Genomic DNA, 24,475 nt, shown 5'->3' on the forward strand with positions numbered 1-24,475 from the left:
ACGTCCTGATCGGGGCCGACGCGAGCACCGGTCGGGGCACCCCGGCTGAGGTGGATCAGCGCACCGCATAGGGTGCAGGCATGGCGCGACCTGACGGGCGAGGGCCCAATCAACTTCGACCGGTGACCCTGACCCGAGGCTGGAGCACCCATCCGGAGGGCTCGGTGCTCGTCGAGTTCGGCGGCACCCGGGTGCTCTGCACGGCGAGCGTCACCGAGGGGGTGCCCCGCTGGCGCAAGGGTTCCGGGCTCGGCTGGGTGACCGCCGAGTACGCGATGCTGCCCCGGGCCACGAACACCCGCTCCGACCGGGAGAGCGTCAAGGGTCGGGTCGGTGGCCGTACCCACGAGATCTCCCGGCTGATCGGCCGCAGCCTGCGGGCCAGCATCGACCTCAAGGCGCTCGGCGAGAACTCGGTGGTGCTCGACTGCGACGTGCTCCAGGCCGACGGCGGCACCCGGACGGCCGCGATCACCGGCGCGTACGTCGCGTTGCACGACGCGGTCAACTGGCTCGCCGCCCGCAAGGCGTTGGCCGGCAAGCCGGAGAAGGTGATGCACCGGTCGGTGGCAGCCGTCAGCGTGGGGATCATCGCCGGCGAGGCGCGGCTGGACCTGTGCTACACCGAGGACGTCGCCGCCGAGGTGGACATGAACGTGGTCTGCACAGGTGCGGGTGACTTCGTCGAGGTGCAGGGCACCGGCGAGGCGGGCGTGTTCGCCCGCGACCAGCTCGACAGCCTGCTCGACCTGGCCGTGGCCGGGTGCGCGGATCTGGCCGAAGCCCAGCGGAAGGCACTCGCGTGAGCGCGAGGAGTGAGCTTGCGAGCCCCGCAGTCGTGAACAGAGGTGTTTCAGCATGAACAAGGTCCTGCTCGCCACCCGTAACCGTAAGAAGCTTGTGGAACTCCAGCGGATCCTGGACGGCGCCCTCGGCGCGCAGCGGATCGCCCTGCTCGGGCTGGACGACGTCGAGCAGTACGCGGAGCTGCCGGAGACCGGCCTGACCTTCGGCGAGAACGCGCTGATCAAGGCGCGGGAGGGGTGCCGGCAGAGCGGGTTGCCGACCATCGCCGACGATTCCGGCCTCGCGGTGGACGCGCTCAACGGGATGCCGGGGGTGTTCAGCGCCCGCTGGTCCGGCCGGCACGGCGATGACCGGGCCAACCTTCAGCTTGTGCTGGACCAGATCGGCGACGTGCCCGACGAGCAGCGGGCGGCCTCGTTCGTCTGCACGGTGGCGCTGGTGCTGCCCGGCGGCAAGGAGCACCTCGTCGACGGTCGGCAGTCCGGTCGGGTGCTGCGTGCTCCGCGCGGTGACGGCGGGTTCGGCTACGACCCGATCTTCCTGGGCGACGGACAGGACCGGACGAACGCCGAGCTGACCCCGGCGGAGAAGGACGCGATCAGCCACCGGGGCAAGGCGCTGCGCGAGCTGGCCAAGCTGGTCGCCAAGGTGCTGCCGCCCGCCGCCTGAGCAGCACCGGGTGCGGTGGCGCGGTCGACTGTCACCAGTGCTTCGTGACGAGGTCGCCGCCCAGCTCGTCGATCGGGACGCGGTCCTCCGTGGCGAGGACGGTGAGCATCCGTTCGGCCTCGGCTACGGTGGCGATCCGGCCGGTCGACGTGGCCTGGGCCGTGTCCAGTTCCTCCAACCACAGCCCGTCGCGCTCCCAGGTGGCCTGCACGCAGCCGCCGGAGCGGCCGAACGCGGTCAGGAAGTCCCTGCTGAGCGGGCGCATCGCGCGCAGCAGAAGGCAGGCCTCGGCGGCGTCCAGCGGCACGTCCTTCTGGGCGTCGTCCCGATACTGGTAGGTCGCCTCGAGGAAATCGGGCGGGGCCGGTCGGGCGACCGCCCCCGCTGGTCCGTCGGTCAACCGGCGGACCAGCTCCGTGCCGTCGAACCGGCCGACGGTCAGCTCCCGCCCGCCCTGCTCCGGGTACGCGCCCACCAGGGCGTCCCCCTCCCGTCGTACGACGACGGCGGTGTCCCGGTGGGTCAGCCGGATCCGCACGCCGACAGGTAACCACGGCAGGTGCAGGCCGGCGAGCCGGGCGGCCGACGACAGCCCCTCGGTCGGGGCGTACCTCCCGGTCCACGGGGAGAGCAGCTCCACGTCGAGATCCACGTCGTCGTCGACAGTGACGGGCAGCGCGGCCAGTCGACCCACCCGGCGTCGCTGCCAGGTCAGCGGGACCCCGATCCGGGTGCCGGTGCTGCCGTCCCAGTGCACCGTCAGGCCCTCGGCACGCAGCGCCGCCGCCACCTCCGTGCCGATGTCGGCCGTCGTCGGCTGGCCGAACAGGCCGTACGCGACGTGGAGTCCCGAGCCGTCGACGGCGTTCTCGGCATCCTGCTGGTGGTAGAAGGCGTAACCCCGAACGGTCTGCCCCTGCGGCACCTCGTCGCCGATCTCGGCGGTGCCGCAGTTCTGGCAGCAGCTGAAGCTCTCCCGGGCCACCAGTCCAGCGGCCGAGAGCGTCCGGAAGGCCGCGGTGAGCCGATCGTTGTCGGTGACCTCCGGCCAGTGTGTCTGGGCCGCGAGGTGCGCGCCCACCTCCTCGGTCACCACCGGCCAGGCGCGGGCCTCGATCTCCGCCGGGTCCGTCTCGTCGGACAGGTATTCCATCGTCTGGGAGACGATCGCGGCGGCCGGCAACTCGCCGAGTGCCACCTGCCGGCGGACGAAGTCCCGGATCTGTTCGGTGAGTGCAGGCTCCTCGATCTCCACGACGGCGAACGCTAGCAGTGCCCGCCGACAGGACGAGCCGAGGTGAGAGCGGGTGCTGCCGTCCGCCGCCTGACCCGCGGCGGACGACAGCGACCCGACGGAGGTCAGCCCAGCGGGCCGAGCTCCCGTTCGATGGCGGCCCGCAGCTCCGGCCCGGCGACGACCGCTCGGGCCGCCTCCATCACCGGGGCGAGGAACACGTCCGGGCCGGGCTCACCAGCCGCCGGGCCGAGCGCGGTGACGGCCGCCCGACCGGCCGGGGACGGCTCCAGCGGGGCGCGCAGTTGCAGGCCGCGTACGCCGGCCAGCAGCTCGACCGCCAGCAGACTTGTGAGGTTGTCCAGCACGGTGCGCAGCTTCTTGGCCGCCGCCCAGCCCATCGAGACGTGATCCTCCTGCATCCCGCTCGTGGGAAGGGAGTCCACCGACGCCGGAGCGGCCAGCCGACGGTTCTCGGCGACGATCCCGGCGGCCGTGTACTGGGCGATCATCAGCCCGGAGTTGACCCCGGCGTCGGGGGAGAGAAACGCCGGCAGTTCCCGGGAGCGGGTGACGTCGAGCAGCCGGTCCACCCGCCGCTCGGCGATCGCGCCCACCTCGGCGGCGGCGATGGCGAGGAAGTCCGCGGCGAAGCCGAGCGGCGCGCCGTGGAAGTTGCCCGTCGACTCGACCCGCCCGTCCGGCAGCACCACCGGGTTGTCCACCACGGACACCAACTCCCGGCCCGCGACCGTACGGACGAAGTCCAGGGTGTCGCGGGCCGCGCCGGCCACCTGCGGGGCGCAGCGCATCGAGTACGCGTCCTGCACGGCGTGCGCCAGGTCGTCGCGGTGCGAGTCCATCACCCGGGAGTCCTGCAACAGCCGGTGGATGTTCGCCGCCGACGCCGCCTGACCGGGGTGCGGCCGGATGGCGTGCAGCTCGGGCAGGAACGGCCGCTCGGAGCCGAGCATCGCCTCGATGGCGAGCGCGGCCGTCACGTCGGCCATGGCGAACAGGTGCGCCGCGTCGTGGATGGCCAGCAGCAGCATGCCGAGCATGCCGTCGGTGCCGTTGATCAGCGCCAGCCCCTCCTTGGCGGCCAGCTCGATCGGCGTGAGCCCGGCGGCGGTCAGCGCGTCCGCCGCGTCCTGGCGTTCGCCGCCGGGCCCGAGGACCCAGCCCTCGCCGAGCAGCACCAGCGCGCAGTGCGCCAGCGGCGCCAGGTCACCGGAGGCGCCCAGCGAGCCGTGCTCCGGCACCCACGGGGTGATGTCGTGGTTGAGCAGGTCGACAAGGGCCTCCGCGACAAGCGGCCGGACCCCGGAGCGGCCCAGCGCGAGGGACCGGACCCGCAGCAGCATCATGGCCCGGACCACCTCGCGCGGCATCGGGGCGCCCACCCCGGCGGCGTGCGAGCGGATCAGCGCGTGTTGCAGCTCGGCCCGCCGCTGCGGGGCGATGAAGGTGTTGGCCAGCGCCCCGAAACCGGTGGAGACCCCGTAGACGGGGCGGCCCGACGACTCGATGCCGTCCACGATGGCCCGACTGGTCGCCATGGCCTCGATGGTGGCCGGGGCGAGGACGACAGTGGCGGTGCCGCGGGCCACCGCGAGCACGTCCTCGGCGGCGATCCCGGTGGGTTGGATGGTCACGTTCGTCATTGCGGAACTCCGTTGCGTATTACCTGGCGGATCAGTGGGACACCGGGCCGGTAGGCCAGGTGCAGGTAGGACGGCGCGTCCAAGATCATGAGGTCGGCCCGCGCGCCGGGGACGAGCACGCCGATGTCGTCGCGGCGCAGGGCCCGCGCGCCGCCGGCGGTCGCGGCCCAGACCGCCTCCGCCGGGGTCATCCGCATCTCACGGACCGCCAGGGCCACGCAGAACGCCATCGACGAGGTGTACGACGAGCCGGGGTTGCAGTCCGTCGCCAGCGCCACCGTGACACCGGCGTCGAGCAGCCGCCGGGCGTCCGGGTACGGCGAGCGGGTGGAGAACTCCGCGCCGGGCAGCAGGGTCGCGACAGTGCTGCTGTGCGGGCCCTCGTGGCACATGCAGTCGACCAGAGACGACGCGAGCGCGTCGACGTCGGCGTCGGACAGGTAGGTGCAGTGGTCCACGCTGGCCGCGCCCAGCTCCACGCCGAGCTGCACGCCCGGCCCGGGGCCGAGCTGGTTGGCGTGCACCCGCACACCGAGCCCGACGGCCTGCCCGCAGGCCAGGATGGCCCGCGAATGGTCCACGTCGAAGGCGCCCCGCTCGCAGAACACGTCGATCCACTTCGCGTGCGGGGCGGCGGCGGCCAACATCGGCCCGCAGACCAGCCCGACGTAGTCGTCCGGGCGGTCGGCGTACTCGGCGGGGACCACGTGCGCGCCGAGGAACGTGGTGTCCTCGGTGACCTCGGCGGCGATCCGCAGGGAGCGGGCCTCGTCGGCGACGGTCAGCCCGTACCCACTCTTGATCTCCATGGTCGTGGTGCCCTGGCGCAGCGCCTCCCCGCGCAGCCGGCGCACGGTGGCCCGCAGCTCGTCGTCGGTGGCGGCCCGGGTCGCGCCGACGGTGGTGCGGATGCCGCCGCCGGTGTAGGGCTCACCGGCCATCCGGGCGGCGAACTCGGCCGCCCGGTCCCCGGCGAAGACCAGGTGGGCGTGGCTGTCCACGAAGCCGGGCAGCACGGCGGCCCCACCGACGTCGAGTCGCCGGTCGGCGGCCGGCGCGGTCGCGGACGGCCCGACCCAGGCCACCCGGCCCTCCTCGACGAGCACCGCGGCATCCCGACGGATGCCCAGCGGGCGCGTGCCGGGGCCGTTGGTCACCAACTCCCCGATGTTGTCGACGAGCAGACTGCCGCTCATTGGCGTGTCACCGCCTCGATAGCGGCGGCCAACTCGGCGGGCACGTCCACGCTCAGGTGCTGGCCCTCGGCCACCACCACGCGGCCGTCGACGAGCACCTGCGCGACGTCACCGGCGGTGGCCGCGAAGAACAGACCCACCGGCGGCACACCGGCGGTACGGGGGCCGTCCAGCCGTACCGTCACCAGGTCGGCGCGGGCACCGACGGCGATCCGGCCGGCGTCGGCCCAGCCCAGGGCGGCGTGCCCGGTGACGCTTGCCGCCGTCAGCAGGTCGGCGGGTGCGAAGTGGCCACGGCGGCGGGTTCGCAGCCGTTCGTCCAGCTCCACCGCGCGGGCCTCCTCGAACAGGTCGATGACGGCATGGCTGTCGCTGCCCAGGCTCAACCGGATTCCCGCGTCGGTCATCCGGCGGGCCGGGCCGATCCCGTCGGCGAGGTCCCGCTCGGTGGTCGGGCAGAGGCACACCCCGGTCCGGCTGTCCCCGAGCACTGTCAGGTCGGCGCTCGTCGGGTGCGTGGCGTGCACGGCGGTGGTGTCCGGCCCGAGCACGCCGTGCTCGGCCAGCAACGCGGTGGGCGTACGCCCGTGCACCGCCCGGCACTCGTCGTTCTCGGCGGGCTGCTCGGAGAGGTGCACGTGCAGCGGCGCCCGCCGGTCCCGGGCCCAGTCGGCGACCGTGCGGAGCTGGTCGGCCGGAACCGCCCGCACCGAGTGCACCGCCGCGCCGACCCGCACGTGCGAGTCCGCCGGCTGGAACGCCGTCACCCGCTCGGCCCAGCGGGCCGCGTCGCCGTCACCGAAGCGGCGCTGCGGCCCGGCGAGGGACTGACCGTCCACGCTGGAGGTCAGGTAACAGGCGTCCAGCAGTGTGAGCCGGATCCCGGCGTGCGCGGCCGCCTCCACAAGCGCCGCGCCCATCGCGTTCGGGTCGTCGTAGGCGCCACCGTCGGGCCGGTGGTGCAGATAGTGGAACTCGCCCACACACGTGATCCCGGCGAGCGCCATCTCGGCGTAGACCGCGCGGGCCAGGGCGAGGTAGGTGTCCGGGTCCAGCCGGTCCGCCACCGCGTACATCTGGTCCCGCCAGGTCCAGAAGTCGCCCCGACCGCCGTGGGTACGCCCGCGCAGCGCCCGATGGAAGGCGTGCGAGTGAACGTTTGCCAGGCCGGGCAGGGTCAGGCCGGGCAGCGGCACGGCGTCGGCGTACACGTCGACCCCGGCCGGTGGCCTGCTGCCGGGGGTCAGCGGCGTCACCGCCGTGATCCGGCCGTCCTCGACCTCGATCAGCACGTCGGGAGTCGGTTCGGCGTGCTCGGGCAGCCAGGCGTACTCGGCGAGCCAGCGGGCGGGTGTCACAGGCATGTCAGCTCCTCCAGCACCCGGGCCAGCGCGCGTACCCCGGCGGCGCAGTCGTCGTCGGTCGCGGCTTCGGCGGGGGAGTGCGACACCCCGGTCGGGTTACGGACGAACAGCATCGCCGTGGGCAGGTGCGCGGCGAGCACCCCGGCGTCGTGCCCGGCACCGGTCGGCAGCACCGGCGCGTCCAGCAGCGTGGCCAGCCGTCCGGCCAGACCGCCGTCGAACGCGACAAGCGGCGTCGCCGACTCCTCGGTGACAGTCACCGCCGTACCGTCGCGACGGGCGCGCTCGGTGAGCTTGCCCCACACCGCCTCGACAAGCCCGGACAGCGTCTGCGCGTCGGCCGCCCGCGCGTCCAGCCAACCGGTCACCTTCGACGGGATCGCGTTCGTGGCGTTGGGCTCGACGGCGACCCGGCCCACGGTGGCGTGCGCGTCGCGCAGCCGGGCCTCCTTGTTGGCCGCCAGCACCGTGAACGCGTACGTGAGCATCGGGTCGCGGCGGTCGGCCATCCGGGTCGTACCCGCGTGGTTGCCCTCGCCGACGACCTCGAAGCGCCACCGGCCGTGCGGCCAGATCGCGCTCGCCACCGCGACCGGCGCGTCCGTCCCGACAAGCGCGCGGCCCTGCTCGACGTGCAGCTCCACGAACGCGCCGATCCGGCCCAACAGCTCCGGGCGGGCGCCCGCCGGCCGCCCGCCGAGCGCCTCGGCGAAGCTCACCCCGGCCGCGTCGCGCAGGCCGGCCGCGCGTTCGGCCGACAGCGCCCCGGTGAGCAGCCGCGACCCCAGACACGGTACGCCGAAGCGCGCGCCCTCCTCCTCCACGAACGCCGCGAGCACCAGCGGGCGATTCGGGGTGACACCGCGGGCGCGTAGCTCGTCCACGGCGAGGAACGCGCTGACGATGCCGAGCGGCCCGTCGTACGCCCCGCCGTGCGGCACGGAGTCGAAGTGGCTGCCGGTGAGCACCGCGTCGGATGCCCGCGGGTCACCCCAGTGGGCGAAGAGGTTGCCGTTGCCGTCCTCGCTGACGGGCATGCCGCGGCGCTCGGCCTGTGCCCGGAACCAGGCGCGCAGCTCCCGCTCCGGCTCGGTCAACGCGTACCGCAGGTAGCCGCCGCTGTCGGCGTCCCGCCCGACCGGCGCGATCTCGTCCCACAACGCCCGGAACCGGCCGGGCAGGTCGTCGCTCACGCGGATCCCTCGGCCATGGGCGTGCGCAGGCCGGTGCGGGCCGCCACGTCGCGGGCGATGTCGTAGCCGGCGTCGACGTGCCGGATCACGCCCATCGCCGGGTCGTTGGTGAGCACCCGCTCGATCTTCTGCCCGGCGAGGGCGGTGCCGTCGGCGACGCAGACCTGCCCGGCGTGGATCGACCGGCCGATGCCCACCCCGCCGCCGTGGTGGATGGACACCCAGGAGGCGCCGCTGGCCGTGTTGACAAGGGCGTTGAGCAGCGGCCAGTCGGCGATCGCGTCGGAGCCGTCGGCCATCGCCTCGGTCTCCCGGTACGGGCTGGCCACGCTGCCGGCGTCCAGGTGGTCCCGACCGATGACGACCGGGGCGGAGAGTTCACCGGAGGCGACCATCTCGTTGAACCGCACACCCGCCCGGTCCCGCTCGCCGTAGCCGAGCCAGCAGATCCGGGCCGGCAGGCCCTGGAAGGCGACCCGCTCGCCGGCCAGCCTGATCCACCGGGCCAACGGCTCGTTGTCCGGGAACAACTCCAGGATGGCCCGGTCGGTGGCCGCGATGTCGGCCGGGTCGCCGGAGAGCGCCGCCCACCGGAACGGGCCCCTGCCCTCGGAGAACAACGGCCGGATGTACGCGGGCACGAAACCGGGGAAGTCGAAGGCGCGCTGGTATCCGGCGAGCTGTGCCTCGCCGCGGATCGAGTTGCCGTAGTCGAAGACCTCGGCGCCGGCGTCCAGGAAGCCGACCATGGCCTCGACGTGCGTCGCCATCGACGCGCGGGCCCGGTCGGTGAACTCGGCCGGCTTCGCCCGCGCGTAGTCCCGGGCGTCGGCCAGCTCCACCCCCACCGGCAGGTACGACAGCGGGTCGTGGGCGCTTGTCTGGTCGGTCACGACGTCGACCTCGACACCGCGACGCAGCAACTCGGGGAACACCTCGGCGGCGTTGCCGACCACGCCGACGGAGAGCGCGCGTCGGTCCCGCTTCGCGTCGAGCACCCGTCGGACCGCGTCGTCGAGCGAGTCGGCGACCTCGTCCAGGTAGCGGTCGTGCACCCGCCGGTCGAGCCGGGTGCGGTCCACGTCGACGATCAGGCAGACGCCGCCGTTCATGGTGACCGCGAGCGGCTGCGCGCCGCCCATCCCACCGCAGCCGGCGGTCAGTGTGAGCGTGCCCGCGAGGTCGCCCCCGCTGAGCCCCGGCCCGTCGCCGCGGGCGCCGGCGATCTTCGCGGCCACCGCCGCGAACGTCTCGTAGGTGCCCTGGAGGATGCCCTGGGTGCCGATGTAGATCCACGAACCGGCGGTCATCTGCCCGTACATGGTCAGGCCGAGCTGCTCCAACCGGCGAAACTCCGGCCAGGTCGCCCAGTCGCCGACCAGGTTGGAGTTGGCCAGCAGCACCCGGGGCGCCCACTCGTGGGTCCGCAGCACGCCCACCGGGCGGCCGGACTGCACGAGCATCGTCTCGTCCTCGCGCAGGTCGGTGAGCGTGCGGACCAACGCGTGGTACGACGGCCAGTCCCGGGCCGCCTTCCCGGTGCCGCCGTAGACCACCAGGTCGTCGGGGCGCTCGGCCACCGCCGGGTCGAGGTTGTTCATCAACATCCGCAGGGCGGCCTCCTGCTGCCACCCGCGGGCGGTGAGCTGGTTGCCCCGTGCGGCACGGACGGGCTGGGTCATCTCGGGTCTCCTCCGGTCATCCGCGGAACAACTGACGGCGGGCCGCGGAGGCCTCGAACGCCTCCAGTCGGCGTTGGGTGTCGGCCGGTGCGGCGTCGCAGATCGCCTGTAACAACACCATGGCCAGGGTCATCGGGGCGGTGTGCAGGTCGAAGACGAGCTGCGCGCCGACCGCCGCCGACAGCACCACGTCGGCGTGCTCGGTGGCGGGGCTGACCGGTGAGTCGGTGATCGCCACCACGGTCAACCCGGCGTCACGGGCGTCGCGGAGCGCGTCCATGGTCTCCCGGGGGTAGCGGGGCAGGACGAAGGCGAGCAGGGCCGACGCCCCGGCCTCGGCGGCCTGCTCCAGGCGGTCGGTGAGCAGGCTGCCGCCGTCGTCGAGCACCCGCACGTCCGGGTGCACCTTCGCCGCGAAGTAGGCGAAGTACGCGGCCAGCGGCGCGGCGGCGCGCAGGCCGAGCACCGGCAGCGGGCGGCTCCGGGCGAGTAACCGCCCGGTCTCGGCGATCCGTTCGGTGTCGGCGAGCTGGCCGGCCAGCCGGTCCAGGTTTCCCATCTCCGCGCGTACCGCCTGCTGTAGCTCGTTGCCGGCGTCGTCCGATCCGGCCGGCGCCGCGACGGTCAGGTCCCGCAGCCGGCGGCGCAGCGCCGGGTATCCGTCGTGGCCGAGCGCGACGGCGAACCGGGTGACCGACGGCTGGCTGACCCCGGCCAGCTCGGCGACCTCGGCGGCGGACAGGTACGCCACGGCGGGAGCGTGCTGCACGAGGCAGTGCGCGATCCGGCGCTGGGTGGGAGTCAGCCGCACCCCGTCGAACAGGTCGAGCACCTGCTCGACCGACACCCCGACAGCTCCTTCATTCACGCCGTGACTCTATGCATGAAAACTTTCAACGGGCAACACCGGTGCGGCGTACGAGCGGCTTCCGCCGGCCGTCGTACCGCCACGGGCGCGCGGTGAAGGCGGCCCGCCGTGCTCGGTGCGGATCGGTACTATCCCGACGGCAGTTCGACAGAGGAGTGCGCATGCAGCCGGAAAGTCCCTACAGATTCACCCACGCGCTCGGCGCGTCTCCGGTGGGGAAGGCGTGGGCCGCTGTCGACGAGCAGGGACGACCCAGGACTGTCGTCCTGCTGGACAGACCCGCCGCGGCGGACCCGCGCTGGCGCGACGCCTTCGCCTACGCCGTCCGGATGTTGGCTGACGCGCCCGGCGGCTCCCCCTACGAGGAGGCCGACCTGACCGCGGCGAACCCGTGGGTTGCCTACGGCGACGACCAGGGTGACGCCCCGCAGCGCCTGTTCGGGCTGCTGCAGCAGGACTACCGGATCGAGAACCTCAACGCGCCGGTCAGTGCTCCGGCCGCGCCGGTCAGTGGCACTCCCGTGTCTGCCGGCGGCCCGACCGAAGACCTGCCGCGTGGCACGCAGGACGCGCTTGTGGGGTCGACACAGCAGTTGGCACTGTATCCGCAGGTGCCGTGGAGGGCCGAGCCGTCCCCACCGATCTCGGCGGTGCCCTCCTCCGGAGGGCTGACCCCGTACGACCGTGAGCCAGCGATGTCCGGTCGGCGGATCGCACCGGTCCGGGTCGTCCGGAAAGGCCTGAGCTGGACGTGGATCGCCGGTGGGCTGGCGCTCGCGCTCGTCGCCGGCGTCGCGGGTTACGCCCTGCGCGGGAGCGCCGACGAGAGTGCCTCCCCCTCGCCGTCCGGGACCGCCTCCCTCTCGCCCTTCAAGGCGACCCAGCTCTCGATCAACAAGGCGAAGTTCGTCGGCGATCTGGCCCCGCTGGGCGAGCCGTGGCTGGCCGACATCGGCGGCTGCACGGTCTACAACAGTGCCGGTGGCCCGCCGTTGCCGCCGAACGAGGAGCGCCACATCTCCTGCCCCTACGGTGGCCTGTGGCTGCACTTCGTGCTCTATCCGGAACGGCCCCAGAAGGACCTGGCCCGCACGAACCGCCAGCAGCTCAACGCCGTTGCCGGTGCGTTCGCCCCCGGCCTGAAGGGGGCGACCCAGACGACCGGCGGCACGACCGGGGCGGCCGGCAGCTACGTCGAGTACGCCTACAAGGCCACGGACGGCCAGGCGGTCTGCGGCCTCTGGTGGGACCGGGACGACGTCGACGGCGCTTTCTTCCTCGAAACGCCCTGTGAGACCGGCATCGGGGGCAACTGGGAGGCGCTGCGTGACGTGTGGCGTCGGTACAGTTGACACCCGACGCGCGACCTCGAGGCCTGGGCAGCGATTTTCCCGAAGGCCGGCGCCCGATCTCGCCGGCTGATCCGTACTATCGCACGGTGCGAGTGTTGACTGACCGGCTCAACGACATGGGGCGCCCCGCGCGCTTCCTCAGCTCGTGCCTCCTGCTGCTGGCAGTTGCGTTCCTGGTGGTCGGCAGGTGGGATCTCGCGCTCGCCGTGGGCGCCGGCGCCCTGCTGGGCTGGGCGCTGTGGGAGCCGGTCCGCATCACCTGGGCCATCTTCGTGGTGGCATTCCTGGTCCCGGTGACAGTCAATTTCGGTTACCCGACAAATCCCTCGTACACGCTGTTGCTCGTCCTCTTCGTCCTCGCGGTCTGGGGGCGGCTGCACCGCGCCGAACGCGACGGATGGCCGCCCCGGGTGCTCGGCGCGGTCCTCCTACTCCCGCTCTGCGCCGTGATCGCGGGCCTGGCGCACTGGCACGGGATCAAGCCGGTGGTGGTCGGCGCCGCGCCGCTGTTGTGCTTCGGCGTCCTGGGCTGGCATCTCGTCGAGGAAGCGCGTCGTAACCCGAAGCTGATCCTGCGCATCGCCGAGGCGTTCACCTGGGTCAGCGTCGCCGTCGCGGTGTTCGCCAAGTACCAGACCGTCACCGGCACGTGGCCTTTCTTCGACCAGTTCGCGTACGACTGGACCTACACGTCGGCGTTCGACCCGACCCGGGCGGCGGGGATCTTCGGTCACCCGATCGTCTACGGCTCCTTCGCCATGGCCATGGCGCTCGTGGCACTGACCATTCGGGGCCGCTACTGGTACGTCCCCTTCACCGCCAACCTCGTGGGGCTGGTGCTGTCGGGCACGCGGAGCGCCTGGGTGGGCCTGGTCCTCGCGCTCGGGATCTGGTTGGTCCTGCAACTCCGTAAGCTCTCCTGGCACGGCGTGCTCAGCACGGTCGCGATCGGCGCGATCGCCTTCGCCGCCGTGGCGGTCAGTCCGTCGACCTTCGGGGTCGGCCCGGACACAGAGTCCCCGGCCTGGGTCAGCCCGACGCCGACAAGCCCCGGCTCCAATCCCGGTTCGGCGAACTCCTCCCAGAACTCGGCTGGCTCGGTCGGCGTCGCCGGGTCACGAATGTCGGACCCGCTGGAGTCCGCCAGCGCGAACGCCCGTTTCAACCGCATCGACGTCGCGTGGGACGGCATCACCCGCAACTGGTCCACGGTCGTCTTCGGCAACGGACCGGAGTCCAGCGTGCGCTACCTGGAGAACGTCGGGATCAGCGACGGGCAGGCGCAGGTGCTCGACAACACCTACCTGAGCACCTGGTACAACTACGGCCTGGTCGGCCTGGTCAGCCTTCTCGGTCTGCTGCTGACGCTGTGGTGGCGTTTCCGGTCGCTCGTCGCCCGACTGGTCATGGTTGGGTTCGCCGCGCAGATCTTCTTCTTCGACGTGTGGCTGTGGCTGCCCGCCGTGGCCGTACTCCTCCTGGCTGTCGGCCTGGGCGCCGCGGGTGCTGGCGGCTTCACCTGGCCGTTCCGGCGACCGGCGGGGCACACCGTAGCGAGGCAACGCACCCAGCAAGGAGAAGACCGCGCCGGGGTCGACGTGCCCGCCGGCCGCGGGCTTTGACACGGACCTTCGTGGGGGCGTCGGCGCAGGAGAATGGCGTTGCCCGGTTCACGTTATGCTGCCACGCGTGTCGTCGAGCCGAGTGCAGTTGAACCAGCGTTTCGCGGGTGCGGGTAGGGCCAGGACAATCGCCTGGAGATCAGTGCCATTCGTCGCCTACTTCCTCCTGTTCGCGGCTTGGGGGCTGGCCGTTCCCTACAACGGCGCGCCGGACGAGGTAGCCCATCTGTGGCAGGGATACAGCGTGTCGTCCGGGCAGATCACACCGGATCTGGCCGCGAACGGCGCGGCCGAGCAGGTCCCGCTGAGCCTCCCGCCCGACGCCTGCTTCGCCCGCAAGCTGTCCGTCGCCGCTGATTGCGCCAGCGGAAAGCCCGGTGGTGACGAGACCCTGGTTCTGGTCGACAACTCGGCGGGTCGCTACAACCCGGCCTACTACCTGGTGACCGGCTGGCCGCTCGCCATCTCTCCGGACATGGCTGGTGTGATCGCCGCCCGACTGCTGAACGCCGCACTTGTCGCCGGCCTGTTCGGTTGGGCGACTCTGGTCGCCCTCTCGATGCGCCGACGCGGAGCGTTGGCCGGGCTGATCGTCGCGCTCACGCCGATGACCGCCCACCTCGGCGGAGCGGTCAATCCGAACGGTGTGGAGATCGCCGCCGGCGCAGGCCTGGTGATGGCACTCATCGCGCTCCTGTTGGAGCCGGACGGGGCCGGTCGGTCGCGGTCCGCCTGGTGGCTTGCCGGTGTCGCGGGCATCGTGATGCTGAACGTGCGATCGGCTGGCCCACTCTGGTTCGCGATCATCGTGGCCGTCCTGCTGGTGCCGCTCGGCCGGTCCCGTTATGTGGCCCTGGTTCGCAACCGCCGCACGTGGTGGCTCGCGGGGGTCTGGGCGGTGGCCGGGCTGGTCGGCGTCGCCTGGACCCTGTGGCGACGCACGCAGGAGATCGTCCCGTTTCCACCGGACGCGCCGCTGGGCATGGACGACATCCTGAAGTACGAGTTCATCCGGGAGTTGCCGGCCACACTCGCCGAACTGGTCGGCGTGATGGGCTGGCTCGACACGTCGCTCCCCGTTGTGGTCCACCTCGCGTGGTGGATGGCCCTCGGCGTCGTGGTCCTGCTCGCCCTCGCCGTCGGGCGACCTGTCGACAGGTGGCGGGTGCTGGGGCTGGCCGGCCTGGGACTTGTCGTGCCGATCCTGCTCGAGGCCTTCAACGTCAACGAGTACGGGTTCATCTCGCAGGGTCGGTACCTGCTGCCCATGCTCGTGGGTGTGCCGATCCTCGCCGGTTATCTGTTGGCCGATCGCATCCCGTTCGACCTGGCCCCGCGTTTGGCTCGGCTCTTCGCGATCGTCCTCCTGCCGATGCATCTCGTTGCCCTCTGCTTCACGATGATTCGGTATCAGCGAGGCATCCCCGTCGACAAGCCCCCGTCCTTCAACCCGATCGGTGGATCGTGGCAACCGGCGGTGGGCTCGATTCTTCCGATCGCCATGGCCGTGGGCGCCGCCATCCTGTTCGTCGTCTATTACTCCATCGGCCTGAGAGGGCTCGGGCCAGACGTGATCCACGAAGATGGTCACTCGGGTGACCCCGCGGCACCAGGGCGCGACCTGGTCGACGTGGCCTCCGAACCGGCGTCCGGCAAGACGGAACGGCCCGGCGCGCACGACGCTCCGATACCGGCGCTGCCCAACTGATCCTGCTGGGGCCTTAGGCATACCGAGAACGCGAAGAAGGGGCGGACCGGGAAGACCCGGTCCGCCCCTTCTCGTCTCGCCGCAGCGCGACTTCGGCGTGGCTCTGATCGGATGAGAGCCGGCCACCGAAACTGCTTGCGGGATGCTTTGCCGCGGCTGGAATTCCACCTTTTCCGGACCATTTATCGGGCTCGGAGCGTCCGTTCCTAACGGGAACCCCATTCACTCCAGCACGATCGGCACCCGTAGAATCCGCCCGTGACCCTCCCCGTGAACTCCTCCGCCGAGGCGCCGATCACCCGCACTCGCACGCGTCCGTGGTTGATCGCGTTCAGTCTGGCCAGGTTTGTTACCACCGGCGGGGCGAGCTTTGCAGTCGACGCGGGGACGCTCTGGGTGTTGCATGGTCTGTTCGACGTGTGGCTGCCGGCCGCGACCCTGTGCGGCGTTGTCCTCTCGTTCGTGCTCAACTTCGTGCTCAACCGGCAGTGGGTCTTTGCTGCCAACGGCTCGGCCGTCCGGCAACTGCGGCGATACCTGGTCCTGGCGGTGTCGAACTGGATCATCACGGTTTCGTCGGTGACGGCGCTCGTGGGGCTCGGCGCCCACTATCTGACCGCCCGCATCGGCGTGCTCGCCGTGATGACGGTCGTCAACTTCACCCTCTACCGGGTGTGGGTGTTCGTCCGCCCGGAGACGCCCGCCGAAGTGAATTGACGATGAACAGTCAGCAACTCGCGCGCTGTGCCGAAGGCGTCAGTTCTCGCTGACCACGACAACCGGCTCCACCCCGTTGGTCATCTGCTCGACGCGGTAGTCGGCGAGCGCCGACTGCCAGGAGCCCACTTCCTCGCCGACGACGAAGGATCGGATCAGCCAGACACGCGCGCCACCGCGTTCCCCGGCCAGCGTCAGCGCCCGACCAAGTCCGCCCCGAACGGCCTTCTCGTCCAACCCCGTGACCACGACCACGGAGTCGGCGGGCATGTCGACCCACCAGCCGACCGTGTTGCCGTAGGGGGCCACCAGGCCGACGTGGTCCCGGGTGGAGTAGAACGCGAAGCCGTACGCAGCCGCATAGCTCAGGACGACGACGTCGTTCTTCGCGCGGTGCGCGTTGACGTACCGGGTCTGTTCGCGGACGTCCGTCATGGCGATGGGGGTGCTTTCGAGCCCGGCCTCATCCCCGTCGAACCGGTACCACTGGCTGTTGTGGACAGCGAAGGCCCCGACCAGGACCGCGCAGACCGTCGCGGTCGCGATGGTGGTCGGCAGACGGCGGTACACCCGCTGGGCGATCGCGGCTGCCAGGTGCGCCAGCCCGCCAAGTCCGACACCCGCGACCGCCGCGACTGTCACGAAGATGAAGTGCGAGGTGCGCCAATCCAACAGCGGATAGATTTTCGAGACACCCAAGGTGATCACCACTGGCGGCAGCAGAAGCACCGCAATCGCGGTGGCGGGGCGGCCCCACCGCACGAACGTCACGACGCCAACGACGAACAGGCACAGGACGAGCGACACGGGCGCGCCGAAGATCCGGGTCAGTGCCTCGCCCCGCTGCTCGAGGTATCCGGGCACCTCGCCGAGACGGGGGAAGTATGCGGCCCAGAACTCCTGCATCGCGCCGCTTCGCGCTCGTGCCGAGAAGGTGAGGTAGACGGCCGCCGCGGCGAGCGCTGCGCCGAACCCGGCCACTGTCACCTCGATGAGCCGTGCCCACTGCCGCCGAACCGCGGTGGCCAGGAACAGCCCCCCAAGCACACATGGAGCGACGATGGCGGTCGTCTGGCTGACGAACATCCCCACACCGATCGCGGCGGCGAGAATCCCCAACCGCTGCCGGGACCAACCCCGCTCCGTCCACGCGGTCAGTGCGAGCAGCCCCACCGCGACGAAGGCATCGGCGGAGTACTGCTTCAGGTCGTGACGGACCTGCTGGGTCGGAAGGAGCAGCACCGCGGCGCCGCAGACGAGGCCCGCCACGATCCCCGTACGCCGCCCCGCCGGGTGCACCAACCGACCGAGCGCGTACGCGGCGCCGACCGTGAGCGCGTGGAAGAGCAGCGTCACCACCCGCAGGTAGTCCTGGTCGGGGACCAGCCGGAGGAGGAGGCTCCACCCGATCGGGGTCGACGAGGTGGTAACCGGCAGGTCGCCGAGTGGGAACCGTACCGAAAGCGCCACCCAGGCCTCGTCGAGCCAGTACGGCGCCGTCAGCATCGTCTTGAGGTCGTGCACGACCGGGATCAGGGCGACGAGGGCGGCGACGGCGATCCAGTCCCACGGGATCGCGCGGCGTCTGGATGTGGGCTGCGACGCCAGGTCATCGCCCACCCCTTGGGGGGCAAGGTCGGTCGCCATGCGGAGCCTCTTCCTGCTGTCGACGAAACGGTCGGGCGGACGGGTCGGGTGCCCGTCAACCAACGGCTGGTGCCGTGGCCGGTGCCGGGCCGAAATCCGGTGCTCGGCCGGCCAGGGGCGACGCCGCGACGCTTCCGTTCGACGGGTTCGGGGTCATGCCGCCGTCCCGCGGGGGTGCCGGTTCCTCGGGTCGCTCCCGCAACGCCTCAGGCGTCCAGTTCTTCAGCTTCAGTGCCTGCTTCTCGACCAGATGCCAGGAGAGCACCGCGAGCCCGGTGCTGACCAGGGCGCTGACGACGAAGAAGCCGGCGAGACCGATCGCCTGGACGCCGAACTTGGCCATGACCTGTTGGGCCACGAAGGAGTAGATGTACAACCCGTACGAGTAGTCGTTGACCTTCCCGATCCGGTGCAGCGCACGCGGCAGCCGCACGGCGAGCCAGAAGATGACGTACGCGTAGGCGAGCAACCCCGGGCCGAAGAAGTTCCCGGTCGCGGCGAACCAGCCGATGACCACGAGGGAGAGCACGCCGAGCAGGTCGTTGATCGGCATCCGGTCGCTGTAGAGCTCGGCGACCCCGCCCGCGAGGAACATGAACCCGTACCAGAGGAACGAGTCCTCCCGAAGTGCGCCGAGCAGCGGAAGCGGCCCGATCTCGCCAGTCGTCCACACCTGTTGTCCAGGCACGCCGGCCTGGTAGTAGTTCCAGCAGAGCACCCCGAAGACGACAACGAGGGCGAGGAGCGGGAGCCAGCGGAGCTGCCGACGCAGGATGGTGAGTGCGGCCAGGACGGCCACGATGAGATAGCAGAAGCACTCGTAGGCGAGGGTCCACAGCGACCCGTTGATCGTGTTGCCGCCCTGCCACCGCCAGTACGGCGTGTCGCCCACCAGAACGTCGGCGATGCCGAACTGACGCAGCCCGCCCCACCAGTTCAGTCGCAGGTAGTCCAGCACGCCACCCGGACTCCGCCACAGGCCGTCGACGGTGCCGTGCCGGTCGAGGTAGAGCAGGGGCGCGACAACCAGACCCGTGAACAGAAGGCAGACCCACAGGCCGGGCCAGATCCGCAGGGCGCGGTGCCACAGGAAGCGCGGTATCGAGCTGCGCCGGCCGGAGCGGACGATCAGGAACCCGGAGATCGCGAAGAAGCCCGCCACCGCCAAGGCTCCCAGGTCGATCCGCGGCATGAGCGGACGCCCGAAGCCGAGGGCCGCCGAGTGCGACAGCACCACGGCGAGCGCGAATGCGAGTCGGAGGGCCCCGAAGCTGTTCGCGCGCCCGCTGTAGGCCGTCGCCAGGGGAGTCGACGCCGTCGACTGCCGCACGGCGCGTTGGAGGAGTGAGAGCACTGATGACCGTCCCGAACGAGAAGAAGCACGAGTCCTGGGTAATACCTGCAACTCGAGGCACCGTGCACCGTCTATCTCGCGAAAGGATCGGTGCACCGCGGCGGGTTCGCGGCCTAGTTCGTGCCGGCCGGCTGGGTCGAGCTGGGCAGTGATCCGTCGCGCTGCGCGGGCACCGGGGTACCGATCAGGCGTGCCGCCTGCGGGTTACGCCGGGCGGCAGTCGGCAGCCCGACCACGAACTCGGGGAACAGGCCGAAGAACGTCCGCGCGCTCTGCAACTCCAGGGTGTGCGCCCGCGACCACTGGAACGAGTTCGTCGCACGGGCCCAGTGGTGGGTCCACCGCACGTCGCCGAGCAGCACCACGGGCATGTCGTGCCGCCACGCGCGCAGCCCCAGCTCGTGGTCCTCGTAGTAGAGGAAGAACCGCTCGTTCCACCCGCCCATGGCGACGAAGTCCGCGGTGCGGGCCGCGACCGCCGCGCCCATCACCCAGGCCACGTAGACGGCCTCGCCGGGGTCCGCCACCACCCGGTAGTTCGCGTGCATCTGCGACAGCGGCCAGATCTTCCGGTTGCCCAACTTGGCGGTGGCGTACGGAAAGCCACGGCCGTTGGGTTGGGGGATGCCGTCGGTCCCCAGCAGTTGGGGTGCGACAAGGCCGCCGTGCAGGTCCAGGTGGCGTTGCATCGTGACGAACCCGGCCGGCTCGATCTCCAGGTCGGGGTTGGCGAACAGCACGTACTCGCCCGCGGCCTGGCGTACGCCGACGTTGTTGGCCTTGGAGAAGCCGACGTTCTCCGGGAGCCGGATGACCCGTGCGCCCAGTTCCTCGGCCACGGCGACCGAGTCGTCAGCGGAGTCGTTGTCGACGACGATCCACTCGTACGGCTTGGCACCGCCCCAGCACCGCCGGAGCGTGTCCGCGGAGTTGTAGGTGACCGTTACGACGCTCCACGGTTGTCCTGCCATCACGCGCTCCGAACTTTCAGATAGCTGACCAGGGATGCATAACCGAATCGCTTGCCCTTCCACTGCCGGCGCGCCGCGGGCCCCTCCACCAGGCCACGTCCCACGCCACGCAGGAAGGGTCGGAGCAGGCCCTGACGGGCCCGCCGGGCAGCCAGTGCCAGGTGCGCCAGCGCGAGAACCGGAATCGCGACGAGCATCAGCGGCCAGGTGAAGGTCCGCGCGGCGACCAGCAGTCGATTGCGGGCCAGGAGAAACGCCCGGAATCCCTGAAGCTTGTTGTCGCCCTCGACACTGTGACCGCCGGCGTGCGGGAGCATGAAGTCCAGCCGCCGGGTCCGCAGGCCCTCGGCATACATGCGGAAGGCGAGGTCGGCGTCCTCACCCCAGGCGAACAGGTGCTCGTAGAAACCGCCGAAACGGTGAAAGAGCGCGGTCGGGAAGACTGCCGCGCCGCCGGACGGACCGAGCGGGCCGCGTGGCACCGTCGCCGACCTGTCGATGAAGAGCGAGACCGGGTGCAGATCGATGCCGACGTACTCGCCGCCGTGCATCGCGAGACCCACCGCGATGGGACTCTCGGGATCCGCCTCGATGCTGGCGAAGAGACGAACCAGCGCGTCCTCCGGCAACCAGACGTCCGGGTTCAGCAGCAGCACATGGCTTGTCCGCACCGGCGCGACGGCGCGGTTGCAGCCCGCGGCGAACCCGGGGTTCGACGAGTCGGGCAGATACTCGTACCTGTCGTCGTCCAGGCACCTGGCGATGACCTTGGCGCACTCGTCCTCCGGCCAGTTGTCGGCGAAGATGAACTTCACCGGCAGCCCGTCGGCGGCGCGTACCCACGTCGGAAGCGTCTCCGCGAGCATGTCGCTGGACCGGTAGAGGACCGTGACGATCGTCAGCGTCTCTGCCACTCGGACACCCCCCTCATCGTTTGCTTGTCACGCGCGGACGATCTGTTGGCCGGCGGCGCACCCGTCACAGCAGGGACCTGTACAAGCTCTGCCACCGCTGCACACACCTGTCGAAGGCGTACTCCTGGGCGTACCACTCGGCCACCCGCTGCCCCTCGTCGACGGCCCGCCGGTTGACGGCTTCCCGGATGGCACCGGCGAGCGCCGCGGGCGCGAGGTCCGCCTGGAACGCCAGGGTGCCCGTCGCGTGTCGGGTGACCTCGGCCAGACCGCCGGCCCCGGTGTGCACCACGGGTACGCCGAGGGACAACGCCTCCAGCGCGCTGAGCCCGAAGGACTCGACCCGGGACGGCACCACGAGGCAGTCGATCTCCTGGAGGAAGTCCGCGGCGGTGACCCGGCCGACGAGGTCGAGGTTGGGCCTGGGATCGATCGCCATGGAACCCGCCCCGGCGACCTTGAAGTCCAGGTCCGGGAGGAGGGAGGCGATCTCGGGCAGGAGATCCGCGCCCTTCTCCTTCTCCAGCCGGCCGAGATAGCCGACCACCGGCCGTCGACCCGGCCCCGGCAGGTGCGCGGGCTTCGGGCTCGGCCAGGTGACGGGCAGCGGGTTCGGGATCACGTGGATGTTCTTGACGCCACCACGGTCACGCAGCTCGGCGGCCTCGAACTCGGAGACCGCCACCGTCGCGTGTGGACGGGCCCGACGCATGGCCAGGTCCAGCGTGATGTTGGACTGGATGAGCGCCTTCTGCTGGAACGACCCGGCGGTGTCCCGGTACTGCCACAGGCTGTTGTGCAGGGTGACGACGAGCGGGATCCGCCGGCGTCCCATGCTCAGCGCCGCCCGGGAGTGCATGGCGGCGGACAGCAGGTGGGCGCAGACCACGTCCGGCTGCACCTCGTCGACCAGGCGGCGGATCTCCCGCGCGTACGCGAGGTCGATCCGGCTGGTCGCGCTGAGGCTGACCCACGGCACCCCAGCCTCGCGAAGCGCGTAGCCCACCTCGTCGTCCGAGGTGGCGGCGATGACGTCGACGCCCGTTCGTGCGTGAGCCGGGATGATCTCCGTCAGGATGCGTTCGGCGCCACCGAGCTGCCGCCGTCCGGAACCACCCGTGGTGCAGACGAACAACACCTTCACGAGGTACGCAGCCCCTCGACGGCGCCCTTCGCGATGGCGCGGCGAACCGGGTTACCGCCCACCGCGGCGCGCAGCAGCACCCCGCCCACGTACGCCGTCGTGGCGATGCGACCGCGCGTGCCACCCATGGTCCGGCTCGCCCGGATGAACTCCCGGGTCCGGCGCTCGGAGATCTCCTCCTCGGACCAGCGCCGCTTGGCGGTCGCGTCGTCCTCGTGCATGATCACGGCCTCCGGCACGTACGCCAGCCCCAGACCCTGCTGGCGGACGGCCCAGCAGAGCCGCATGTCCTCGGAGTAGAAGAACGAGGTCTCGTCGACGCCGCCGATGGCGTCGAAGGTCTCGCGGCGCATGGCGACGAAGGGGCCGGTCAGCCAGTCCGCCTTCTCCGGCGGCGCGACGATCCGCAGGTTCGGCAGCACCATGCTCAGCCCGGTGGCGTGGGCGAGACCCACGCCCAGGCCCAGGAACCGCCCACCCTCGGTCTGTGACACACCGGACGGGGTGACCACGCCCGGGAAGGCCGCGCCCACCTTCGGGTCCTCGAGAGCGGTCAGCAGGCGTGCCACGGCGTCCTCGTGCACGATGATGTCGTTGTTGGAGAGGATCACGTTCGCCCGGCTGGTGTGGCGCACGCCGAGGTTCATCCCCCGCGCGTACCCCAGGTTCGAGCCGGACTGGACGTACCGGACACCCTGCTCGGCGCAGAACGCGCTCAACGACTCCTGAATGTGCATCGAGCTGCCGTTGTCGACGACAACGATCTCCGCCTCCGCCGGCAGCGACAGGACGCAGGCGCGCGTGCGCTCAAAGTCCTCCCAGGCGAGGACAACGATCGAGACATCCATGTCAAACCGTCCCATGATTCGGCGACTGTGCTCGTCGCAGGCTTGCTCTGGAGGCGAAGGCGTGTACGGCGTAGGCGAGCGTCGAGGCGATCGCCGCCCCGATCACACCCGCCCACGGGATGATCGCAAAGTATGCGGGAATCGCGAACCCGAGGGTGATCAGTGCGACCACGGTCGTCGCCCGCTCGCCCCGCCTCTTCAACAGCAGGGCGCTCCAGCTCTTGCCGGCCGCGGTGGCCAGTGAACCGGGCAGCAGGACAAGACCGAGGATCCAGGCGTACCGGTACTCCGGCTGGAGGTAGCCCAGCACACCGAGCCCGAGGACAGCGGCCAGGGCGACCGGCAGAGCAGCGGTGACCACAGCTCGGGTGGGGTCGGGGCCGCCGTCGCCGTCCCGGCTGGCCAGGATCCGCTGCGCCCGTACGACGGCACCCGCCTGCGCGAACTCCAGCGCGGCGACCGCCAGCGCGTACACGCCGAGTGGGCCGGCGCCGACGAATCTGGCCACCAGGATCTGGTTGAACCGCAGCGTCATCATCTGGGCGAAGATCCCCAGGTGCAGGTTGCCGACGGCGGCCAGGTCGGCGCGGTAGTCCACCGCTGTCGCCTCCGGCCGTGGCGCCGGCCCGATCCGCCGGAGCATCCCCAGCACCAGGGCGCACACGGACAGCGCGCTGACCCACTGGACGACCAGCCACACCATGCTCCACAGGCCGCCGTCCAGGTAGCCGGCGAAGTACAGCGCCACGTAGCCACCGACCAGGACCGCCCCGCTCGCCGCGCGCATCGCGTAGACGACCAGGAAGCCCTTCTGGCGCAGCGCGATCGACGAGACCGTGTTGAAGATCGTCAGACCGGCCGCGGACCCCATGCCGACCAGATAGCTGCCGAGCCCGGCCACCGTGGTGAGCACCGCGGCGGCCACGACGGAGAGGAGGACCGAGGCCCCCAACATGGCGAGGACCCAGGGGCGTCCCCGGGAGAAGACCCAGCCGCCCGGACGGGACAGCAGGAAGGTGTCCAGGGACAGACCACCGACGGCCGCGCCGAGCGTCGCGCTCACCATGTTCGCGGACAGTTCACCGCGCTCGGCCGGCGGCAGGGCCACCGACAGGACCGCCGCCAGCCCGGTCAGCCCGAGAGCGCCGATGTAGAGACGTTCGGGTGCGACGAGTTTCCGCAGCAGGGCCAGCAGGCGGCGTCCGGGCGATGGTTTCGTGCCGGGGCTCGGCGACGGCCGAGCAGTATTGACCAGCGACACGCCGTCCACTCGCCCCCCATAGATGCGATTTGTGCGGGTACGACAAGTCGTACTTCGCTGGCACTTTCTACCGGACGGCCGTTGCACCTGCAATCGCCCGGTCGGCTCCACCCGATAATGCCGAAACACCTGCCGTCGACGCCAATCCGTCGGCGTAGACTCTCGGACCCGTGAGGATCCTCGTCACCGGCGGAGCCGGATTCATCGGGTCGGAGTACGTTCGCCTGCTGCTGGGCAAGCCCCTCGGCAGTGCCGACGGC

At 71.3% G+C, this 24,475-nt stretch carries 21 protein-coding genes; 7 read left to right on the top strand and 14 right to left on the bottom strand.

The genetic code is table 11. From position 1 onward, the window contains the following. Positions 1-80: 80 nt before the first annotated feature. Together rph and rdgB are read left to right on the top strand one after the other, a co-directional pair. On the top strand, positions 81-806 hold the full coding sequence (gene rph, locus ACGFH8_RS13930) for a ribonuclease PH (RefSeq protein ID WP_393366954.1): 726 nt from the start codon (positions 81-83) through the stop codon (positions 804-806). Between the two features lie 52 nt (positions 807-858). Further along, complete coding sequence (gene rdgB, locus ACGFH8_RS13935; protein ID WP_393366956.1) at positions 859-1,476, top strand: RdgB/HAM1 family non-canonical purine NTP pyrophosphatase; 618 nt, start codon at positions 859-861, stop codon at positions 1,474-1,476. A gap of 31 nt (positions 1,477-1,507) precedes the next feature. Here rdgB and ACGFH8_RS13940 read toward each other — a convergent pair whose 3' ends face one another. The 7 genes from ACGFH8_RS13940 to ACGFH8_RS13970 all read right to left on the bottom strand — a co-directional run bounded on the left by ACGFH8_RS13940 (position 1,508) and on the right by ACGFH8_RS13970 (position 10,677). Further along, the gene (locus ACGFH8_RS13940) at positions 1,508-2,731 is read right to left on the bottom strand and encodes a DUF6891 domain-containing protein (protein WP_393366958.1); all 1,224 of its coding nucleotides are present in this window, start codon (positions 2,729-2,731) and stop codon (positions 1,508-1,510) included. 104 nt (positions 2,732-2,835) lie between these two features. After that, entirely contained in the window at positions 2,836-4,374 is a 1,539-nt protein-coding gene (hutH, locus tag ACGFH8_RS13945) for a histidine ammonia-lyase (protein WP_393366960.1), read from the bottom strand. Continuing rightward, complete coding sequence (hutI, locus tag ACGFH8_RS13950; RefSeq protein WP_393366962.1) at positions 4,371-5,570, bottom strand: imidazolonepropionase; 1,200 nt, start codon at positions 5,568-5,570, stop codon at positions 4,371-4,373. Before hutI ends, hutH begins: the two co-directional genes overlap by 4 nt. Further along, positions 5,567-6,934 (bottom strand): formimidoylglutamate deiminase, encoded by a 1,368-nt coding sequence (locus tag ACGFH8_RS13955; RefSeq protein ID WP_393366963.1) that lies wholly within the window; start codon positions 6,932-6,934, stop codon positions 5,567-5,569. The genes hutI and ACGFH8_RS13955 overlap by 4 nt, the downstream gene beginning before the upstream one ends. Next, on the bottom strand, positions 6,925-8,127 hold the full coding sequence (locus ACGFH8_RS13960; protein ID WP_393366964.1) for an allantoate amidohydrolase: 1,203 nt from the start codon (positions 8,125-8,127) through the stop codon (positions 6,925-6,927). Before ACGFH8_RS13960 ends, ACGFH8_RS13955 begins: the two co-directional genes overlap by 10 nt. Further along, entirely contained in the window at positions 8,124-9,809 is a 1,686-nt protein-coding gene (gene hutU / locus ACGFH8_RS13965; RefSeq protein WP_393366965.1) for a urocanate hydratase, read from the bottom strand. The genes ACGFH8_RS13960 and hutU overlap by 4 nt, the downstream gene beginning before the upstream one ends. Before the next feature lie 16 nt (positions 9,810-9,825). Then, the gene (locus ACGFH8_RS13970) at positions 9,826-10,677 is read right to left on the bottom strand and encodes a MurR/RpiR family transcriptional regulator (protein WP_393366967.1); all 852 of its coding nucleotides are present in this window, start codon (positions 10,675-10,677) and stop codon (positions 9,826-9,828) included. Between the two features lie 161 nt (positions 10,678-10,838). Here ACGFH8_RS13970 and ACGFH8_RS13975 point away from each other — a divergent pair, with 161 nt between their 5' ends. From ACGFH8_RS13975 to ACGFH8_RS13990, 4 genes are all read left to right on the top strand, one after another. Next, a complete protein-coding gene (locus ACGFH8_RS13975) occupies positions 10,839-12,029 on the top strand; it encodes a hypothetical protein (protein WP_393366969.1) in 1,191 nt (396 codons plus the stop codon). 86 nt (positions 12,030-12,115) lie between these two features. Then, entirely contained in the window at positions 12,116-13,651 is a 1,536-nt protein-coding gene (locus ACGFH8_RS13980) for an O-antigen ligase family protein (protein ID WP_393366971.1), read from the top strand. Between the two features lie 142 nt (positions 13,652-13,793). Then, a complete protein-coding gene (locus ACGFH8_RS13985) occupies positions 13,794-15,359 on the top strand; it encodes a DUF2142 domain-containing protein (RefSeq protein ID WP_393366973.1) in 1,566 nt (521 codons plus the stop codon). A gap of 258 nt (positions 15,360-15,617) precedes the next feature. Continuing rightward, on the top strand, positions 15,618-16,076 hold the full coding sequence (locus ACGFH8_RS13990; protein ID WP_393366975.1) for a GtrA family protein: 459 nt from the start codon (positions 15,618-15,620) through the stop codon (positions 16,074-16,076). Positions 16,077-16,115: 39 nt separating this feature from the next. Here ACGFH8_RS13990 and ACGFH8_RS13995 read toward each other — a convergent pair whose 3' ends face one another. The 7 genes from ACGFH8_RS13995 to ACGFH8_RS14025 all read right to left on the bottom strand — a co-directional run bounded on the left by ACGFH8_RS13995 (position 16,116) and on the right by ACGFH8_RS14025 (position 24,224). Further along, the gene (locus ACGFH8_RS13995) at positions 16,116-17,723 is read right to left on the bottom strand and encodes a hypothetical protein (protein WP_393366977.1); all 1,608 of its coding nucleotides are present in this window, start codon (positions 17,721-17,723) and stop codon (positions 16,116-16,118) included. A 55-nt stretch (positions 17,724-17,778) separates the two neighbouring features. Next, positions 17,779-19,077: an acyltransferase family protein gene (locus ACGFH8_RS14000; RefSeq protein WP_393366978.1), complete on the bottom strand. Its 1,299-nt coding sequence runs from the start codon at positions 19,075-19,077 to the stop codon at positions 17,779-17,781. A gap of 113 nt (positions 19,078-19,190) precedes the next feature. Then, positions 19,191-20,048, bottom strand: coding sequence for a glycosyltransferase family 2 protein (locus tag ACGFH8_RS14005; protein WP_393366980.1), 858 nt, complete (start codon positions 20,046-20,048; stop codon positions 19,191-19,193). After that, positions 20,048-20,962: a glycosyltransferase family 2 protein gene (locus ACGFH8_RS14010; RefSeq protein ID WP_393366982.1), complete on the bottom strand. Its 915-nt coding sequence runs from the start codon at positions 20,960-20,962 to the stop codon at positions 20,048-20,050. The genes ACGFH8_RS14005 and ACGFH8_RS14010 overlap by 1 nt, the downstream gene beginning before the upstream one ends. A 64-nt stretch (positions 20,963-21,026) precedes the next feature. After that, complete coding sequence (locus ACGFH8_RS14015) at positions 21,027-22,106, bottom strand: glycosyltransferase family 4 protein (RefSeq protein WP_393366984.1); 1,080 nt, start codon at positions 22,104-22,106, stop codon at positions 21,027-21,029. Further along, positions 22,103-22,954 (bottom strand): glycosyltransferase, encoded by an 852-nt coding sequence (locus tag ACGFH8_RS14020; protein WP_393366986.1) that lies wholly within the window; start codon positions 22,952-22,954, stop codon positions 22,103-22,105. The genes ACGFH8_RS14015 and ACGFH8_RS14020 overlap by 4 nt, the downstream gene beginning before the upstream one ends. 1 nt (position 22,955) lies before the next feature. Continuing rightward, positions 22,956-24,224 carry a hypothetical protein gene (locus ACGFH8_RS14025; protein ID WP_393366988.1) on the bottom strand — a complete coding sequence of 423 codons (1,269 nt, stop codon included), beginning with the start codon at positions 24,222-24,224 and terminating at the stop codon, positions 22,956-22,958. A 161-nt stretch (positions 24,225-24,385) separates the two neighbouring features. On the opposite strand from ACGFH8_RS14025, the gene ACGFH8_RS14030 reads away from it, so the two are divergent. Next, a partial coding sequence (locus tag ACGFH8_RS14030; RefSeq protein WP_387204081.1) for an NAD-dependent epimerase/dehydratase family protein occupies positions 24,386-24,475 on the top strand: 90 nt, incomplete at its 3' end.

Source organism: Micromonospora sp. NPDC049175 (assembly GCF_043197345.1).
Taxonomy (GTDB): Bacteria; Actinomycetota; Actinomycetes; order Mycobacteriales; family Micromonosporaceae; genus Micromonospora.